We start from the raw sequence: 17,856 nt of genomic DNA, 5'->3' as shown, positions 1-17,856 counted from the left end.
GGTGAGCCTTTCCCCCTACCAGGGTCTGCTACCAGACGCGTGCAGCGGGGCCAATTAGCGTGGGCGGCGATCACCGCCGCACGGGTTGCAGTAGAGCTCGAAGTCGTGCCTGGGGAAAGGCCAGCATCGGCCTCGTTGGAAACGTTGGAGTCTAGCGGTTTCCGCGTTGGCCGGTGCTGGCTGAATGGGGTGACTGCCGGGTCAGTACAGGGGAGTCACGGTGGCAAGGATGGGGTCGAGCCGGCCCTGAGCCGTCATGAGCAGAGCGCGGGTCTCGCGAGAGGCGTTCCGGGTGCTGGCGTTCGCGACGGCGATGAGCCCGGACCTGGCCGCCGTGGGGAAGAACGCCGCGTGTTTCGTGTTCTCTGCTGCCCGTGATAGAAACCCACGATCGGGCGTCTACGCAGGTCGCCCCATACTTCGATGGATGATTCGATGAATATCGATGGGTGGAGGGGCATGTCTGACCTGGAGCCGCAGCGGAGCGGGGGCCGGGTCGCGCTGGTGGACCTGACCGGTGCAGAGGACATGACTGCGGCACTGCGCAAGCTGCAGGACCAGTGGGGGCCGGTGGCCCCCGTGGACCTGGAGCCAGGCGTGCCGGGCTGGCTCGTGCTGGGGCACGCCGAGGTCATGGAGGTGATGCGCACGGAGAGCGTCTTCGCCCGGAACCCACGGCACTGGAGAGAGCAGCTACCACCGCAGTCGACCCTGCACGCCATCCTGTCCCCGACCGGACGGCGGAACCTGTACTTCTCGGACGGCGCGGAGCACCGGCGGCTGCGGCTCCCGGTGGACGAGGCGTTCGCCGACATGGACGAGGTCCGGACGGCAGCGCTCGTGCGCGTCGTCTGCGCCCGACTCATCGACTCGTTCGCCGCCAAGGGCAGTGCGGACCTGATGGGCGAGTATGCGGCGGCGGTGTCGTTCCTGGCGGTGTCGGGCATGTTCGGGTTCGACGAGCGGCAGGGGGTCGACCTGTTGCACTGCGCGAGCGAGATCTTCGGGCACGGCGGCGATCCCGTGTCAGCCCTGGTCCGGATGGACCAGATCGTGATGGACCACGTCATCGCGACCCGGGCGGAGCCAGGCCCGAACCTGACCACAAGCTTCATCAAGCACCCGAGTTTCGAGGACGACACCGAGATCGTGCACTCCATGGTGATCTCGATCTGCGCGGCCAACGAGATGCTCATCACCTGGATCGCGGCCACGCTGCGCCGCATGCTCACCGACCCCCGGTACACCGGCCGCGTCACCGGCGTGCGCCGCGGCCTCGACGACGCGATGGACGAGACGCTGTGGAGCGAGCCGCCCGTCGCGAACCTGCCCGCCCGGTACGCCGTGACCGACTGCACCCTCGGCACGGCGCGGATCCGCGCCGGCGACGCGATAGTGATGGGCGTGGCCGCCGCGAACAACGACCCGCGGGTACGCACCGCGGACGACCTCTTCGAGGCGAACAACCGGTCGCACCTGTCCTTCGGCGTCGGGCCGCACGCGTGCCCCGCCAAGCGCCCCGGGCGGCTCGTGGTCAAGATCGCGGTGGAGAGCCTGATGGAGCGGCTCGACCTGAGGCTCACAGACCCGGTGGTGAAGTGGGCGCCATCGCCGTGGTCGCGCTACCCGTCCACGCTGCCGGTGACGTTCACTCCCGAGCACCAGGCCGCCCGCACGCCTGCCCGCGTCTGACCTGCCCCTGGAGCGTCAGACGGCACTGACGTGCGCCTTGCCGTTCACGCAAGTCTTCGTGCGCCATGCCCGCGCGAGGTTCGCCGTCGGGGACCTGCATCTTGATGCATGAACTCGAGGTTCCAGCGTGCCTCGTCGAGAATGTTGGCGCCTCGATCTACCGATGCTCGGGACGAGCACCAGCGGCTGGGGGACTCAGGCCGTGATGGCGAGGGTCTCCGGGTGCACCGGCGTACGGAACGTCCCGGTGCGCACCCAGGACTCGACCTCGTCCACGGCAGCCTCCCCGAGGCGTCGCACCTCTCCGCCGACCGACCCGGCAATGACGGCGTCGTTCGTGACGAACCGACAGGGGGTCTTCGACACCGGGGTCGGCGTGGCAGGCGGTTGCCGAGGCTGCCAGGTTGCGCCAACGGCGCACAAGACTACCCGCACCGTCACATGGCTGGCTCGTAGTCACTTCTTTACGCAATGGTTACATTGCGACCCGCAAGGGCTGGATGTTCTGCCCGGTATGCACGTTATGTTGAACGTTGTCCGTCGGCAGACGAGATGGTGTCTTGGCTGAAGAAGGAGCCCCAGTGCCTGACCACACCGGTAGATCCCGGAAGACGACAGACGCCGTCGCAGCCAGTTCGGACCGCGAGTCCCGCCGCCGCGTGACCAAGCTGATCCGGCACCTGAGCACGCCCGAAGGGCGCGCCGACCCCCACGCCGTCTACGACGAGCTGCGGGCCATGGGCCCGGCGGTACGCATGCCGTGGGGAGCCTGGATGGTCACCTCGCACGGCGCGAGCCACGAGGTGCTCAGCGGATCCGGCTGGCGCACCGTGGACGCCGCCTGGCGCACCGCGCGCCAGCCGACGTGGGTGCGGCACCCGGGCCTGAAGTTCCTGCACGACTCCGCGCTCGGCACCAACCCGCCCGGGCACGCCGGGCTGCGCCGCAGCCTTGGCTCGTTCGTCTCGCCGCAGTCGGTCGCTGACCTCACACCGCAGATCGTCCAGACCGTCCACGAGTACCTCGACCGGTTCGATGCGGTGCTGCGCGCCGACGGCGAGGCGGACTTCGGGGCCCTGGTCGGCGACCGGCTGCCCATGGCGGTGCTCTGCATCGTTCTCGGGCTGCCGCGCGAGGACATCCCGCTGCTGTGCGAGATGAGCCGCATGCTCTCGAACGTGCACGACCTCGCGCCGAGCAAGGCGCGGATGGCGCAGGCCGACCGCGCGGGCAAGCTGTGGAACGCGTACTGGGAACAGCTCGTAGCCCAGCCCAGACCCCGGCTCACGGAGGACTCCCCGCTGGGAGAGTGGCTCGACACAGAGACCGACCCCGCGGTGCGCGCGGTGGCCGGCTCCCAGCTCAACGTCATGATCGAGGCGGGCCTCGAGACGACGACGTCCCTGCTGTCCGACGGCATGGTGCAGCTCCTGCGCCGGCCCGACCAGGCCACGTGGATGCTCGAGCACCCGGAAGCCGTACACGGCGCCGTCGAGGAGCTGGTCCGCTTCGTATCGCCCGTACAGCTCATGACCCGGTACGCAGCGCAGGACACGGAGCTGCCGGGCGGCATCCCGGTGACAGCCGGGCAGATCGTGCACGCCGTGGTCGCCGCGGCCAACCACGACCCCGACGCCTACGACTCGCCGCACGACCTGAACCTCTCGCGCCCGCCCCGCCGCAACCTCGCCTTCGGCGTGGGCATGCACTACTGCCTAGGCGCGCCGCTGGCCCGTCTGGAAGCGACCACACTGTTCCCCGAGGTGCTGCAGCGGTTCGATCTCGAGTTCGCCGGGCCAGTGGGCTACGACGAGACCCTCGCCTTCCGCGGAACGCGTTCGGTGCCGGTACGGCGGCGACCCCGTCCAGCCGCGACCGCGGGTGCTGGTGCGGCGGTGGGTGCTGGTGCGGCGGTGGGTGCTGGTGCGGCGGTGGGTGCTGGTGCGGCGGTGGCCGCTGGTGAGAGCGCGTCCGCCGCCGGACCCGTCGTGGTCAACCGCGAGGACGCCGTGCTGGTGGTGACCCTCACGCGGCCCGACGGCGACAACCGGCTCGACCGAGCGACGCTGACCGCCCTGGGCGACGTGCTCACGACGCTGCCCGACGACATCGCCGCCATCGTGCTGCGCGCCGAAGGGCGCCACTTCTGCATAGGCGGCGACCTGGACGAGCTCGGCCAGCTCGCCACCAACGACCCCGACGGCTACCGGAACCTCGTCGAGCTCGGCGACGAGGTGCTGCGCGCCTGGCGCACCTGCCCGGCGGTGACAGTCGCGGCGCTGCACGGCAACGTCGCCGGAACAGGGCTCGGGCTGGCGGTCGCGAGCGACCTGCGCGTGGCCGCCGAGGACGCACGGTTCCGCGCGCCCGAGACGGTCGTCAGCATCCCGGTGGGTCCGAGCGAGGTGCTGGACCGCCTGGTCGCCGAGATCGGTTCCGGCTGGACCCGCGCGATGCTGCTGCTCGGCGATGCCATCAACGCCCAGGAGGCGCTGGAGGGTGGGCTCGTGCAATCCGTCGTCCCGACCGAGAACGTGTGGGCCGAGGCCAAGCGCCTGGCCCGGCGCATCGCCCGGCGCGACCGAGAAGCCATCCGCGTCACCAAGCAGACGATGGCCCGGCTTCCGAACGACGGTCCCGATCCGACGGAGGGCACCGACGTGTGGGAAGCACCACTAGCCCAGGCTCTGCGGCGCCGGATCACCCTTGGCAACGCGAGGTAGCGACTCCTCGTCGACGAAAGGCCGGCGGGGCCAGCGACAATGCTGGCCCCGGGAAGCGCGCCCGAGACGATCGTCAGCATTCCGGTCGGCCCGAGCGAGGTGCTGGACCGGAACTCGCGGCGACCGTCGTCCTGGCGGTCCGGAGACGGCGACCCGTCGACCCGGACGCCGGCAAGATCACGTTCAAGGAGCACGCCGAGCACTGGCGAACGCTCCAGGTCCATCGCGGCAACACAGAGGACCAGGTCGACGTGGTTCTTGAGATCCGAACCTACCCACGGTTGGGACACCTGCCGCTAGCCCCGATCGACTCCGAGGACATCCAGTCGACTTCCACGATCTGCGTCACTACTACGCGAGCCCGCGCATCCGCCACGGCGCGTCCGTCAAGGCGGTTCAGGTACGACTGGGCCACAAGGACGCGAGTGAGACCCTGGACACCTACTGGTATCACCACGGCCTTCAGGCCAGGCGACCATGGCGCAACTGCGAACGTGATCTCGCGCCTGGAAGCCTCCGACTGGTGCTCCGATGCAGGTCAGGGCCTTAAAAGCGGACGAGTCGGTCTGTACGCCGGGTTTCCCCGGCAGGCTTTACGGCCTGTCGGGGTACCCGGTGGGACCGGCCAAGAACGTTGGAATTCTGCGGCTCACTAGCGTTGGCGGCTTTGGGGTCCGACGGCGCTTTGGTGGGGCTCTTGCGGACTATCTGCGGACTGGCTGCGGACTGGCGTGGTAACCGGTGCGGAGAAGCAGCGGGTTGGACACCCGGCCCACCGAGGCACGTGCAGTCACTAGCACAGGACGCCTACACCAGACCTCACGGTGACTGCTGACCGGCGACACCTCGGGCAGCTCAACCACACAGACGGCGCGCGCGGTGTCTGCTTCAATGCCACCGTGGAAGACGCGGAAGAGGTGCTGTGGATAGTCCCATGCTGGCGAGATTGGGAAGACTGTGGCTTCGGATCGAGTCAAGTAGACCCGGCGCTGGCCGGCCGTGCCTACCAGCACTGGCACTTGGCGGACGAGCTGTCCCGCAGCAAGAACCAGAACGAGATCACGCGAGGCACCGTGGTGCAGAAACTATGGAACGCGGTTGACGCACGGGTGCGGCTCCTGAACGACGAGTACCGCCTACGCCAGCTCTCGCGTGCAGCCGCCTGGCCTGGGCGACCTGACACGCTCGCGATCCTTACTCAGCTCGGGCTCGTACGCCCATCGGCACTTCGTCAGCTCAAGGACATCCGAAACTCCGTCGAGCACCAGGACCGTGGAGCACCAGCGATCGAGACATGTAGAAGCTTCGTCGATACCGTCTGGTACTTCCTCCGCTCAACTGACATTTTCGTCGGAAGCCGGATCACCGACTTCGAACTTGAGGACCCCTGGGCATCAGACGAGGGCGAGCCAAACCACTTCGTTAGTTTCGCCCTCGACTTTCAGTCCTGGCTCCCCCATATCGATGGTTGGTTACCTGCTGCCGCAGTCAGCCCGACGAAACTCGAAGCGGCCCTTTCCATCAAGCTCGACGAGCCTGCGCAGTCGCAAGGCGGCGCAGTGTGGGTAAGGGGAACCGTTCGCGACGGCGGAACCGCGCTGGAGGCCGTCACACACAAGTATTTCCTCGTCAACCTGCCCGACGGGACACGGCAGATTGAGTGAGCACCAGCGGCCCGGTCCACGCTCATCGGCCAGCATTTTGTTGTACAGCGGCGTGCCGGTAGCGGCAGGATGCTCGGCGCGCTTACCGTCATCGCCACCACCACGGCCGCCACTGCTGACGAACAGCCTGCGCACTGGTAGGAGAGCCAACTCGTCGGCGTGAGCGCCAGTGCTCCGGCTGCGGGCTTGGTTTCCTGGCTCCTGGCAGCGCGCGTCACCCGCGCGGCCAATCGCGAGGCGCCGAGCGCCGAGCGTTTGGCCGGGTCGAGTTGCGCCATGAGTCGCGCAAAGCGCGCCTGCCAGACCTTCCTTGCTGCGACGCGGAGAGGATACGACTTCTCGAAGAACCACGAGGAGAAGTGCAGCGGCATGCGGTACGGCGACATCTATCCCGAGGACCGGGCGCGTGACAAGCTGGTCGAAGACGCCCTCGCCGACCTGGGGCTGGAAGTGCCGGATGACGTGTACGCGGTCGACGTGCAATTACGGGACGTGCTGCACACCCACGTCTGGAAATGGGACTCGACGACGAAGGAAGCCGCCCACGCCACAGACGAGGGCGTTGAGGCAGCCGAGGTAAGTCTCCGACGGGCGGTGCGAGACCGGCTGTCCAACGGCTGACCAGTGATGCGACCAGAGGAAGCGGGCGACCCGTCTTTACGCCACGACTCACGAGGGCGGCACGGCACCGCTCTCCAGCTCATGACGGATCGCCACACCCATCAGCTCCATGGCCCCGTCCATCACATCTCCCAGACTGTTCATGTCGCCGGCCCACGCTGCTTCGAGTTCGGAGCCTGGTCCCATCTGGCGGTATCGCATTACGGCCACGCCGAGTTTGGCGAGCCGGTCCTTGGCCCCCTCCACAGCCCGGCGAACGTCGTGGTCGAGGACTCTCGTGCAGAGTCGGTTCACCTCGATGCCTCTCGTCTGCAACTCGTCGGATAGATCATCCGGGATCAGGGTGTACTGACCTTCGCGCGCCTGACGAAGGTCGAACTGAAGCACCATGCTCGTGAGGCGGCCCAGACGTTGCACCCCGTCTTGCAGCTCCAGCAGCGTCCTGAGTTGGAAGTCCCTTCGGCGCGCTTCTCTCTCGCGCGAATCATCCTGCTGCCGGGCGTCTCGCTCCCGCTGAGCGCTGAGTGCGTCCCTTCGGCGCTCGTGGGCGCCGGTCAGGAACGTACCGCCCACGGCCGCGAGGGCACCAACAGCGGTACTCAGGAGTGGTATCAGATTGTCCATGCCGTCGGGTCTACAGGGCCCATCGACAGGGGGTCCTGTAGACACTCAGGGCTGGGTTGCCAGATCACCCTCGGATGTCTCTCACAAGGGGCCAAGCGGCCCGGCAGGGTTCACCCAGTACATCACCCAGTCGGATAACCGCGGTCGAGACGTGACCGCTACGCTCCACTACATGTCGTCCGAATCACATCAGACCGAATCGATCGGCCTCCAGATCCGGATGCAATGGCCGAAGCAGGCGTCCGTAGGCGCGCAATACGCCAACATGTTCGCTGTCACGCCCGGTTTTCCGACACCTGGTGGTCAGGAGGAGGTCATCTACGTGATCGCTGGCCTCGCGCCTCCGCCAATCATCACCGACGAAGCGACCGCAAGGGCACTCACGGCGACTGGTCTGCAGGTTGACATCGAACCTGTGGCGACGCTGGTAGTTCCGCTGTCACGTGCTCGGGAACTAAGGGACCTGCTGAACGGGCAGCTCCAGGGCATGGATGAAGCCACACGGGGTACCGAGCCGTGAACCTAGGAGCGGGCACCGCCATTGTGGTCGGTGCAGTGTTCGCAGCGGCCACGTCCCCTCAGGTCGCTGAACTGGCACCAGCGGATACGTCCACAGGCCACATGCTGCATCTTGGCCAACTCCCCGAGTACGCCGAGCTCTCCATGGGCCAGAACGTCACGGTGAGCCGCGTGCCAAACCGGCTTTTCTTCACACTCACCATGGCGCAGGGGGTACCGTCCATGCCTGATGCTGTGGGAGAGTCGGACACTCAGGCGAAGGTGCCGAACCGACCGGAGGTCTCGCTCATGGCCGACGTGCCTCGTTCCGAGACGCCGGGACGCTGGGCGGCATTTCTCAGCGGGCTGTCGGGTACATTCGGTCTCTTCCCGCGAATGCCAGAGAAGCCGATGACGTCTGATCTTGAGCGCGCCATGGAGCGTGTAGCGGCAACGATCCACCGAGCTGCACGGACAAGCCATGGCTGAGGGCGCCACAGCCCCACCTGTTACTGCGTTCGCCCAGGCGGTCGAACTCTATGATTCCGTGGGCGACGCAACGCGCAAATTCATCGACGACGAGATCAAAGACGAGCGCTGGCGGCGGAAGCAGGACACCCTGATGAAGTGGTGCGGCCACCTCACCGGTTCGGTTATCGCCATCGGAGCGATGGTTATCACCATCTACCTCCTGGCAAACGGGCACACATGGGAAGGCAGCGTCCTCATGGGCGCCGACGCAGTAAGTGGCGCTCTCGTGTTCCGCAAGGCTCGCGCTACGGGAGCCGACGCTACAACCGTGCAGCCCGCGACAGTCCCGTAGCCACTATCCCCGTCTTGGGTGCAGCACGCTTGTCGCGACGGCGCCGCGCGTACGATCCGCCAGCGATAGGGCTGCGTGTCATGTCAGCATCGTGACCTACCGACCACCGTCCAGAGTCAGGGGTGAAGCTGTTCGCCCCGCGCCGGGGCGAAGTAGCCGCTGAGCATCTCGGTAGCCCACGGCGGCTGGTGAGCCTCGCCGCGCGGTCCCATCTCCGCGAACCATGGCTTGATGTCGAGCACGGGCGTCCCGTCGACCGCGTCGAGGTCTTCGACATGCAGGTCCAGGCCGTCGACGGAAGTGAGTCGGCAGCGCGAGACGCCGATCCAGTTCTTCCGGCGCATGTTGCGGTGTCCGAAGATCCCGACCTCCGGCCAGTCCGGGTTGTTGCGCGGGCGACGCGCTCCGGGATCGAGGTCGGACTGGTCGGTCAGGTGGAAGAAGAACGCGACCTCGAGGTGTGAGAACTCGTCGAGCCCGGCAACCGACGCCTCGGTGTAAGCGTCCGGGTCGATCCGGATGATCGAGCGAGTGCCGCCCCAGTAGTCGTCGGTCGGCTCGGTGCGCCCGCCGACGACGTGTGCGACTGGGGTCATCACGATGGGGTCGGTCAAGGTTCCTCCATAGGTCGGTTCGTGGCAGCGAGAGAGGCACCGGCGCACTGGTCGAGGACAGCCGCGTCCGAACTGCTCGCCTTGTAGGCCGCGAGTGCGGAAGAACTCCTCGCTCTACGGCGCGCAGTAGGCGTTGGCGAGTGCGGCGAAGTGGGGTCCGCGTCGTCTGGTGGCTCGGTCGAGCAGGGCGCGCATGGTCGCAGCGCCGAGTGGTTGACTCGTTGCCCAGTCCGGGGCGAGACGATAGGCCTGATCGAGGTGGTGGAGTGCTTCGTCGTACCGCCTGGTCTTGATCGAAACGGAAGCGATGTGCAGCGCGTGGCCGGCTTCCCAGAAGGCGGGCAACTGACCAGGCAGAGCCGGCAAGGTCGCGGCGCGGTGTAGCGCGGTCTCGGGGTCGTCGCTCCGTGACAGGTTCTCGACCTCCTGAAACGCTACTGCTCGCGGACTGAAGATCGCCGCTTCGGTCACGACGCTGGTCAGCGTCCTCGCAGCCGCTGACCGCGCTTCGGCCAGCAGGTCGGCCGCTCGCTGCACCGCACCGATCTTGACGGCTGCGGTGGCGGCGTTGAACAGCAAGTTTCCGAACACGGCGATCCGGACGGGGTCCGCGTCGAGCATCGTCGGCTGAATGGACTCGGCGGCGGTAGTTGCGACTCGCTCGGCTTCGATCTCGCGACCTTGTCGGACCAGTGTCCAGGCGAGATAGCGCAGGGCGACAGCCTGCTGAAGCTCAGGGTCGTCGGAACCGCGGGCGACCTCAAGTGCGCGCTCGGCTGCGGTCCATGCCAGGTCGTCCTGGCCCAGGCGGCCGGCGATTCCGGCTGCGATCCGGTAGGTGGTGGCCAGCAACCGCCGTCCGGCAGCGGCATCGTCGTCGTTGCTTGTCTCGACCAGCCGCCGGGCGTCAGCGAGCACAGCGGGAAGCAATGTCAGCAGCTCGGTGTGACGCCCGCCGACATAGAGTCGCCACACCGCGGTCGTCTGGCGCTCGGCCTCGATCAATGACACGGTCTCGGCGTTCTCCGCGAAGTCGGAGAGCCCGGGAACCGGGCCGCCGCTCGTCACTGCCTGTCGCAGCCAGACCATCTGTCCGCGTGTCGCCAGCGCGGGAGGTTCGCGACTGTCGCCGGCCAGGAGCGTCTGGACGGGGACCGCGAGGGCCGTGGCCAGGCGGTGGAGTGTGGCCGGTCGACAGGTCGTCCGGGTCCCGCGTTCGATGCGGGCCACCGTGTCGATGCCGACTCCGGCACGTTCGGCGAGTGCCTCTTGTGACAGGTCGTTGGCCTTGCGTAGCCGCGCGAGGTTCTCCGCCAGATCCGTCATGGCGCCCCGTAGGTGGGTATCCCGTCGTCGCACAGCACCGGCCCGGAATAGTCCCGCACGGCGACCAGCGCGGCGGCAAGACGGCGGGCAAGCGGGCCGGTCGTCTTGCCGCTGACCTCGTCCAGCCGGTACAGGCCGACGGAGACGATCTCCGGGTCGTCGAGAGGAAGCGCGGCCAGTTCCTGTTCGCTGATCGGGCCGCCGTCGAAGATCCAGGCAATGCCCTCGGGCATCCCGTCGTCCGCAACGGCCTCGTGATCGATGACCAGGGGACGCATTCGCTCGCGGACCAAGCCGAGCTCCTCTGCCAGCTCGCGCGCGGCAGCCTGCCACGGCGATTCACCGTCGTCGACGACGCCGCCGGGGACATCCCATTCCGCCTTGTACGACGGCTCGACGAGCACGACCCGCCCCGCGTCGTCGTACAGCAGGACGCCGGCTGACATGCGCTTGCGCGGGAGCGACGCGATGTACTCGTTGAAGGGCAGCAGTTTCACTGTTCGACCATATCCGCCGCGCCCATGCCTGAACCATGCCTGCGAGGCAGGGTTCACCTGTCTCGACCGACCCGATCCTGCCCGGGTGGCCGTGGTTTTGGTCCTGGTGCGGGCGGAGGCTCGGACTGCGGGTTCACGAGGAATCCGCAGGAGGGGCCGACCATGCGAACCACACCCCGAAGCACCAAACATGATGACGATCTGCTCCGCGCCCTCGAGCACGCGAGGATCGCCGTCAGCGAGGTCGGTCCGCATCGGATCGAGGTGGTGACCATGACCCGAGACCGCATGTGCCTGCAACCGAGCCATCTGGCCGACGGCGAGGCGATCGCCCGATCGCTGGGGTTGGACCAGCCTCTGGATCACCGAATGTTCGTACCGGGCCACACGCTGTGGTGCGGCGAACGTGATGATCTGGAGGTCCAGGTTCGATCGGTGCTGCGTCAGGTGGCAGCCCGATGAACGCCGCAACCACGACGGCCACACGAACCCTCGTCGCGCTCGATATCGACGGGACGCTCGTGGACGGCGAGAACAAAATTCCGTCCGGAACGGTCGAAACCCTGGACCTGGCTCGGGCTGCTGGGCACGAGATCGTGCTTGCCACCGGGCGATCACTGGTCGGGTTGCTACCGATCGCGGTCCGACTGGGACTCATCAATGGATGGGGCGTGTGTTCGAACGGCGCCCTGACCGTACGCCTGGACCCCTCCGCGCCCTCCGGGTATGACGTCGTTGACGCCCGGATGTTCGACCCACGACCGGTGATCCGCCGGGCCCTGGAGACCGTTCCGGTGGCGCGGATCGCCGTCGAAGAAGTTGGCTGGGGCTGGCGCACGAATCATCCGTTCCAGCCGGGAGAGCTCAACGGGCAGCAGAAGCTCGTCACGGTCGACGACCTGGTGACCCAACCCGCCACCCGGATCGTCCTCGTCGCGCCAGAGATCCGCCGGCTCACCGATGCGCTACACGCCACCGGCGTCACCGTCACACCGATGAGTCCGGACTGGCTCGACGTCGCAGCACAGGACGTGAACAAGGCGGTCGCACTCGACGGCGTGCGCAAGCACCTGAACATCCCCTCTGAGCGCACCGTTGCGGTCGGGGACGGTGTCAACGATCTGGCGATGCTTGCGTGGGCCGGGCGCTCGGTCGCGATGGGGCACGCGCCCGCGATCGTGCGCAGCGCCGCCGACGAGACCACCGGCACCATCGACCAGGCCGGGGCCCTGGCAGTACTGCGGTCTCTGGTCCCGGACGTCGATCGTTCACTCTCACCGTTGGCCGCACAGATCGCCACCGCCGAAGCAAGCGCGACCGACCCCGTCGTTCTGCGCGTGTGGCACGGCATCGGACCGGACCTGTCCCGCTGCGAAGCATGGACACTTCGGACCGGCCACTGGGTCAGGCACGCACCGATCCCGTCCGGCGTCGGCACCACGATGCGCGCCATCGAGGCCGCCGCGTCGGAGGCTGGCCTCCCGTACCCGCGCGGGGACGAGGGCCGCCGCCGCGCGCAATGGCGCAGCGTGACCGGTCCCGGCCCGGCTGGATTCGAGCTTCCCCTCACCAGCTTCTAACCAGTCGGCCTCCTGGCCACCCCATCTTGCGGCCGGGCGCGGGCCCAGATCCCCGCAAACGACGCCCGGCCGCAAGCCCCCCGCTCCCGGCGGGCACCCCCAGGCACCACCGATCCGAACCTGGAGGAACACATGACCGCAACAACTGAGACCCCGTCCGACACCATTCGAGAAGCGAACCTGACGTTCGTATGGCTGGAGATCACCGGCAAGTGCCAGCTGGAGTGCATTCACTGTTACGCCGAGTCGGGCCCGAGCGGGACTCACGGCGTAATGGGAACTGTCGACTGGCAGCGCGTGATCGACCAGTGTGCCGACCTCGGCGTGCAGATGGTGCAGTTCATCGGCGGCGAACCCACGCTCCATCCTGACCTGGCACTGCTGGTCGAGTACACCTTGGACAAAGGACTCGAGGTGGAAGTCTTCTCCAACCTCGTCCACGTCTCGGCGCGCATGTGGGACGCGTTCTCTCGCCCTGGTGTCCGGCTGGCGTGCTCCTGGTACTCGAACGACCCGACTCAGCATCTTCTGATCACGAAGCGGAACACGCACGCTCGCACGAAGGCGAACATCACCAAGGCCCTCGCCCATGGCGTCCCGCTACGGGCGGGGATCATCGGGATGATCGACGACCAGAACGTGCAGACGGCGACCGCCGAGCTCGAGGCCCTCGGCGTGACCGACGTCGGCGTCGATCACCTGCGTCAGGTCGGGCGAGGTATCCGCGATCGGGACGCCTCGGTCGCAGAGTTGTGCGGAGGCTGCGGCGATGGTGTCGTCGCAGTCGGCCCCGATGGCGCCGTGTGGCCCTGCGTGTTCACGCGGTGGATGCCCGTCGGGAACGTCCAGGACGCGACCCTGGCAGACATCTTGGGCGGCCCTGCGCACTCCAGCGCGACACAGGAACTCCGTGCGGAGTTCGAGCGCCGTACCGCACCTCACGCGTGGGGGTGCGGCCCGGACTGCCAGCCGAACTCGAAGTGCAACCCGATGTTCCCCTCCTGCAACCCGCAGGCCTGCAACCCGCACGACAAGACCTGTTCCCCGAACTACAAGAAGCCCGGCGAACCCTGCAACCCCTGGCGGTGCGGGCCAACCAAGAGCTAGCGGAACTAGCCCTCGTAGAACGACCCCGGCGTACGGAGGAATCTGCGCCACAGGTTCACCGACGCAAGGTCTTCCCACTCACGCTCGCCGATCCCCTCGTCGGTCAGCTCGATGAGTTGCGCACCGGGGATCGAGGCGACCAACGGTGAGTGCGTGGCGTAGATGACCTGCGCGCGGTGCTCGGTCACGAGGTCCTGAATCCGGTATAGCAACTGCAAGGTGGACTCGAACGACAGCGGCCCCTCGGCCTCGTCCAGGAGGTAGAGGCCGGGGCCGCTGAACTGACCCGCGATCGCCTGGAGGTAGGACTCACCATGGCTCACCTGCCACGACGCATTCCCGTATCCCTGCACGCCGTAGCCGGTCATCCGCTCCAGCATCTCGTGCGCCGTCTCAGCACGCAGGAAGAAGCCCGTCGCGTTGCTCTTGGTCATGAACCGGCCGGACAGCGTGCGGTCCAGCGTGATGACCCTGCCCAGCGGGCTGAGTTCCTGGTTGATCGGGTAGTCGCGTCCTCCGTGCCCGCCGCGAACGTCGATCCCGTACTGCTCGGCGAGCGCTTCCAACAGCGTGGACTTGCCGGCCCCGTTGCCCCCCACCAGGATCACGATGTCACTGGTGAACTCCAGCCCCTTGTCCAGGAGCTGCCCGATCGCCGGAACCGTCCACGGCCACACACCCCGGTCCGACACCAGCTCAGGGTGCACACGAACCCGCTCGATCAGCATTCCAGCAGGCTACCGACGCCAGCACGGAGAGACACATGACAGAGCACCGCGACCGCCTCGCCACCTACCTCACCGAGGCGGCCGACCGGCTCGGCGTGACGATCGAGGGTGACACCATCCACGGGCTCTACAACCGAACGATCGCAACTCGCACCACTGGCCCCGGCTGGCTCCGGCTCACCTCAGAGCAGCCGCAGTGGGCCATCGAAGACACCATGTGGGACGGCATCGCCGCAGCGACCGGCGAGCCCTTCGACGACATCCCTATGCCACGACACCTACGGTCAGTTGTCTGGACCGACGACGATCGGGTTGTCCGCGCCGACCTACTCACGTACGTCACACAGCGGGCCGCCGGTGCCGGCCTCGTCCTGGACCGCCACGTCGATCTGCCCGACTCCTGGTGGACAGCGCTCCAGGCCGGATTGGAACCTCTCCAACGCATCTCGACGACCGAGCGCGTGGCGGCCGATCCTCGCGAGGAGTCCTTCCGCAACCACTTCCTCGCTCTCTTCGGCGTCGAGATCGACCCTGAACGTGTCGAGATAGCCATGTCTCACGGCGACCTGCACTTCGGCAATCTCACCGCACCAGAGCTGGTCATCCTGGACTGGGAGAACTGGGGATGGGCACCGGTGGGGTACGACGCCGCACACCTGGTCTGTTCAGCGATCCTGCAGCCGGACATCGCTGCGAGAGCGCGCGCAGAGTTCACCGGTGTGCTCGGCACCTACTCCGGTGCGGTCGCCCTGCTCACGGCCGCGTCCAAATACCTTCACCACGTCGAGAGCGGCGAGTTCCCCGAAGTCGCCATCCCCATCCGCCGCCACGTCGAGACGGTCATCCGCGACCAGCGCTCGTTCTACTAGGGAGTCGGATCCCATGTCAGAGGGGCCAAGGTGTCGTACGCCCTTGCCCCGGCTCTCATTCCCGCATGCTGACTCTTGACCGCAGCCAGAACTGGCTGTGCTAATTGGAACCATGGAGCAGGCCGCCGCAACGAAGCGCACCACGCTCTACCGGATGCAGGACGGGAGCACGCTGCACACAGCGCTGTCCGAACAGCACCGCGAGTCGGACGACAACTTCACCGTCACGGACGTGACCGTGGATCGCCGCCCGGCACGCCTCGTCTCGGGCTCTATCGCAACCAACGCCAAGTGGGCGAACGACGTCAAGCTCCTCACCGGCCACCCCCTATCCCTGTCGAACGTATCTCCTGGAGCTGTTCTCCTGATTCAAGGCCAAGACGACGTGATCTGGGCTCTCACTTGGGGCATCGGATTCCATTTTCTGGACTCAGAACAGATCGACTTCGGATTTGGTTCCGGAATCGTCGCACGCTCTGCTCTACCCTCGGAGATTAAATCGCTCACCAAAACGATACTCGATCACCGGGCACGCGTAGATCGAAGCTCGATGCCCAACGGGAGCACCATCCGAGACCTAGGTGTTGACGGCTACGGCGAGGTTGTCAGCCGAATTGAATCAAAAGCCACGATCGGAGAACTCACAGTAGGCGACAGGATCATTCAACTTCGCGCGGCAGACTCCTTGAACCTCCCACTCGCAAAGGAGCCAGCGAACCTCATCGAAGACCTGTCGGTTCTCAACGCCCTGGCCCGCCGACCAGTCCTAGCAGGCCTGGAGAGTCTCGAACAACTTATCGCACTCAAACCCCGCGACAGCAAAGTCCCTGCACTCGATGAAAAGCTGGTCGACGCGCTACTCAATGTCGAAGAATCCAAACTTGGCATATCGTGGCCACATGAAAGGCTTGACGCCTTCGGTCCAGTGATGAGCGTCAAAGTCACCGGACTTGGCGATCGTAAGCTCCGGGTCTTCGATCAGACGCCTGATGTAAGCGATGTCGCGGAGTGGCTCTCCGATATTCCGCGCGAGAACGTCCTCGACCGCATCAAGTCAATCAAGCTCGAGCTCCACAGCGAGACTGAGCCAGAGCGGAACACACTGGTCTCCGTACCGGTACCGTTGCGCCGCTGGCTCGCCTTCGAAGTAGAAGAAGGCAGCCAACGGTTCTGCTTACACGATGGCAACTGGTATCGGATGGACGATCAGTACCTCGCGCGGATCGACGGACGGGTCAGTGAGATCCTCGCAGGATCGCCCTCCTTGGAGCTCCCACCGTGGGGCGATATCCACGAGGATAAGTACAACGCACGTGCCGCGAAAATTCTGTCCGGCATCTGCCTGGATAGGAAGCTCATCAAGACTGCGCTACACCTAAGAGGAGGCATCGAGCCATGCGACATCTATGTCCCACCCGGCGTGCTGATTCACGTCAAACGCGGTCGAAAGTCAGCGGACCTTAGCCACTTGCTGGCTCAGGGGCTGGTCTCCACCGACTCTCTTGCAAGAGACGAAAATGCCCGCGCAGCTTGGAAGGATCGAATATACGAAGAAAGCAGAGGATCGGTAGATGACGCTCAGATAAACGAGGTTATACTTGCCATCGGATCAGGACACCCGGTGACCACAGATTCTCTCTTTGCTTTTACGAAGGTCAACCTGGTGAAACAGTTCGACGCGTTACGATATCTGGACGTGCAAGTTCATGTAGCGACCATCCTGCCGCCCGCACTTCCGGCTTGATCCGGCGCACTTCCTCAGTGCCCATTCCCGTCCACGCCAAGAGACTCGACCTATAGGGCCACCATCGGAATACTGCCGACACCAGGTCCCGGAATCCGCCCAGTCCAAAATGAACGGACCTGCACAAGCCGTTAAAGGACTTTGGTCGGCAGGATCATGGAACTGACGTCCGAGGCCACCTCACCCCGGCTTGTGAGGAACTTCGCGCGAATCTGGCCGGGCAGAACATCCGCCAACAGCAAACCATCGGCCGCCTGAGCCGGTACGCAGCCATGCGTACCCAATGCGTACCGGGCGCCTCTGGCCGGTGCTCCGTTGCAGGTCAGAGCGTTAAAAGCGGACGAGTCGGTCTGTACGCCGGGTTCTGTTCCCGCGCCGGGTTACCCCTGCGCAGGCGACGGCCATCCATCTAGGCCCTGCGTTGCCGCAGGGCTCGAGCGGTCTACCCAACTGTGCTTCTCCGAGGAGAATCGGGCGGGCAGCCCTCAAACACAGTCTGTCTGACCTTGCTCCAGGTGGGGTTTACCTAGCCGCTGCCGTCACCGGCAGCGCTGGTGGTCTCTTACACCACCGTTTCACCCTTACCCCCGGTCCTGAGACCGAGGGCGGTCTGTTTTCTGTGGCACTGTCCCGCGGGTCACCCCGGGTGGCTGTTAACCACCACCTTGCCCTGTGGAGCCCGGACGTTCCTCGGCGGGCGCCCGAAGGCACCCAACGCGACCGTCCGACCGACTCGTCCGCAGGTA

At 66.3% G+C, this 17,856-nt stretch carries 18 protein-coding genes, 1 other RNA gene and 1 pseudogene; 13 read left to right on the top strand and 7 right to left on the bottom strand.

The features are described 5' to 3' along the window. Positions 1-459: 459 nt before the first annotated feature. A complete protein-coding gene (locus tag ACNYC2_RS06775) occupies positions 460-1,692 on the top strand; it encodes a cytochrome P450 (protein WP_419706291.1) in 1,233 nt (410 codons plus the stop codon). Between the two features lie 195 nt (positions 1,693-1,887). On the opposite strand, the gene ACNYC2_RS06770 is transcribed toward ACNYC2_RS06775, so the two are convergent. Further along, complete coding sequence (locus ACNYC2_RS06770; protein WP_419706290.1) at positions 1,888-2,058, bottom strand: hypothetical protein; 171 nt, start codon at positions 2,056-2,058, stop codon at positions 1,888-1,890. A gap of 215 nt (positions 2,059-2,273) precedes the next feature. Between ACNYC2_RS06770 and ACNYC2_RS06765 the strand changes: the two genes are divergently transcribed. The 4 genes and pseudogenes from ACNYC2_RS06765 (at position 2,274) to ACNYC2_RS06750 (ending at position 6,700) form a co-directional block, all read left to right on the top strand. After that, positions 2,274-4,415 (top strand): cytochrome P450, encoded by a 2,142-nt coding sequence (locus tag ACNYC2_RS06765; RefSeq protein ID WP_419706289.1) that lies wholly within the window; start codon positions 2,274-2,276, stop codon positions 4,413-4,415. Between the two features lie 334 nt (positions 4,416-4,749). Then, positions 4,750-4,965: pseudogene (locus tag ACNYC2_RS06760) on the top strand (tyrosine-type recombinase/integrase); the annotation flags it as partial. 349 nt (positions 4,966-5,314) lie between these two features. Continuing rightward, positions 5,315-6,079, top strand: a complete 765-nt coding sequence (locus tag ACNYC2_RS06755) for a hypothetical protein (protein ID WP_419706288.1) — start codon at positions 5,315-5,317, stop codon at positions 6,077-6,079. Between the two features lie 159 nt (positions 6,080-6,238). Further along, positions 6,239-6,700, top strand: a complete 462-nt coding sequence (locus ACNYC2_RS06750) for a hypothetical protein (RefSeq protein ID WP_419706287.1) — start codon at positions 6,239-6,241, stop codon at positions 6,698-6,700. 48 nt (positions 6,701-6,748) lie between these two features. On the opposite strand, the gene ACNYC2_RS06745 is transcribed toward ACNYC2_RS06750, so the two are convergent. Further along, complete coding sequence (locus ACNYC2_RS06745; RefSeq protein WP_419706286.1) at positions 6,749-7,324, bottom strand: hypothetical protein; 576 nt, start codon at positions 7,322-7,324, stop codon at positions 6,749-6,751. Positions 7,325-7,496: 172 nt separating this feature from the next. On the opposite strand from ACNYC2_RS06745, the gene ACNYC2_RS06740 reads away from it, so the two are divergent. From ACNYC2_RS06740 to ACNYC2_RS06730, 3 genes are all read left to right on the top strand, one after another. Further along, a complete protein-coding gene (locus ACNYC2_RS06740; protein WP_419706285.1) occupies positions 7,497-7,844 on the top strand; it encodes a hypothetical protein in 348 nt (115 codons plus the stop codon). Between the two features lie 101 nt (positions 7,845-7,945). After that, positions 7,946-8,311 carry a hypothetical protein gene (locus ACNYC2_RS06735; protein WP_419706284.1) on the top strand — a complete coding sequence of 122 codons (366 nt, stop codon included), beginning with the start codon at positions 7,946-7,948 and terminating at the stop codon, positions 8,309-8,311. Further along, on the top strand, positions 8,304-8,645 hold the full coding sequence (locus ACNYC2_RS06730) for a hypothetical protein (RefSeq protein ID WP_419706283.1): 342 nt from the start codon (positions 8,304-8,306) through the stop codon (positions 8,643-8,645). The genes ACNYC2_RS06735 and ACNYC2_RS06730 overlap by 8 nt, the downstream gene beginning before the upstream one ends. Before the next feature lie 116 nt (positions 8,646-8,761). Here the strand turns inward: ACNYC2_RS06730 and ACNYC2_RS06725 are convergent, their stop codons facing one another. From ACNYC2_RS06725 to ACNYC2_RS06715, 3 genes are all read right to left on the bottom strand, one after another. Then, positions 8,762-9,259, bottom strand: a complete 498-nt coding sequence (locus tag ACNYC2_RS06725; RefSeq protein WP_419706282.1) for an SAM-dependent methyltransferase — start codon at positions 9,257-9,259, stop codon at positions 8,762-8,764. Positions 9,260-9,373: 114 nt separating this feature from the next. Then, positions 9,374-10,585, bottom strand: coding sequence for a helix-turn-helix domain-containing protein (locus ACNYC2_RS06720; protein ID WP_419706281.1), 1,212 nt, complete (start codon positions 10,583-10,585; stop codon positions 9,374-9,376). Beyond that, complete coding sequence (locus ACNYC2_RS06715; protein ID WP_419706280.1) at positions 10,582-11,082, bottom strand: NUDIX domain-containing protein; 501 nt, start codon at positions 11,080-11,082, stop codon at positions 10,582-10,584. Before ACNYC2_RS06715 ends, ACNYC2_RS06720 begins: the two co-directional genes overlap by 4 nt. A 162-nt stretch (positions 11,083-11,244) precedes the next feature. Here ACNYC2_RS06715 and ACNYC2_RS06710 point away from each other — a divergent pair, with 162 nt between their 5' ends. From ACNYC2_RS06710 to ACNYC2_RS06700, 3 genes are all read left to right on the top strand, one after another. After that, positions 11,245-11,544 carry a hypothetical protein gene (locus ACNYC2_RS06710; RefSeq protein ID WP_419706279.1) on the top strand — a complete coding sequence of 100 codons (300 nt, stop codon included), beginning with the start codon at positions 11,245-11,247 and terminating at the stop codon, positions 11,542-11,544. After that, the gene (locus ACNYC2_RS06705) at positions 11,541-12,662 is read left to right on the top strand and encodes an HAD family hydrolase (protein ID WP_419706278.1); all 1,122 of its coding nucleotides are present in this window, start codon (positions 11,541-11,543) and stop codon (positions 12,660-12,662) included. The genes ACNYC2_RS06710 and ACNYC2_RS06705 overlap by 4 nt, the downstream gene beginning before the upstream one ends. 132 nt (positions 12,663-12,794) lie before the next feature. Further along, positions 12,795-13,769, top strand: coding sequence for a radical SAM protein (locus tag ACNYC2_RS06700; RefSeq protein WP_419706277.1), 975 nt, complete (start codon positions 12,795-12,797; stop codon positions 13,767-13,769). A gap of 5 nt (positions 13,770-13,774) precedes the next feature. Here ACNYC2_RS06700 and ACNYC2_RS06695 read toward each other — a convergent pair whose 3' ends face one another. Beyond that, on the bottom strand, positions 13,775-14,497 hold the full coding sequence (locus ACNYC2_RS06695) for an ATP-binding cassette domain-containing protein (RefSeq protein ID WP_419706276.1): 723 nt from the start codon (positions 14,495-14,497) through the stop codon (positions 13,775-13,777). A 35-nt stretch (positions 14,498-14,532) separates the two neighbouring features. On the opposite strand from ACNYC2_RS06695, the gene ACNYC2_RS06690 reads away from it, so the two are divergent. Further along, the gene (locus ACNYC2_RS06690; protein ID WP_419706275.1) at positions 14,533-15,366 is read left to right on the top strand and encodes a phosphotransferase; all 834 of its coding nucleotides are present in this window, start codon (positions 14,533-14,535) and stop codon (positions 15,364-15,366) included. A 112-nt stretch (positions 15,367-15,478) separates the two neighbouring features. After that, complete coding sequence (locus ACNYC2_RS06685) at positions 15,479-17,110, top strand: DUF6119 family protein (protein ID WP_419706274.1); 1,632 nt, start codon at positions 15,479-15,481, stop codon at positions 17,108-17,110. Positions 17,111-17,447: 337 nt separating this feature from the next. Here the strand turns inward: ACNYC2_RS06685 and rnpB are convergent. Then, positions 17,448-17,846: RNase P RNA component class A (gene rnpB / locus ACNYC2_RS06680), an RNA gene on the bottom strand. Positions 17,847-17,856 lie beyond the last annotated feature (10 nt).

It is taken from the genome of Promicromonospora sp. NFX87 (assembly GCF_048564965.1).
In the GTDB taxonomy this organism is placed as follows: Bacteria; Actinomycetota; Actinomycetes; order Actinomycetales; family Cellulomonadaceae; genus Promicromonospora.
This window is presented reverse-complemented; position numbering and strand designations above follow the sequence as displayed.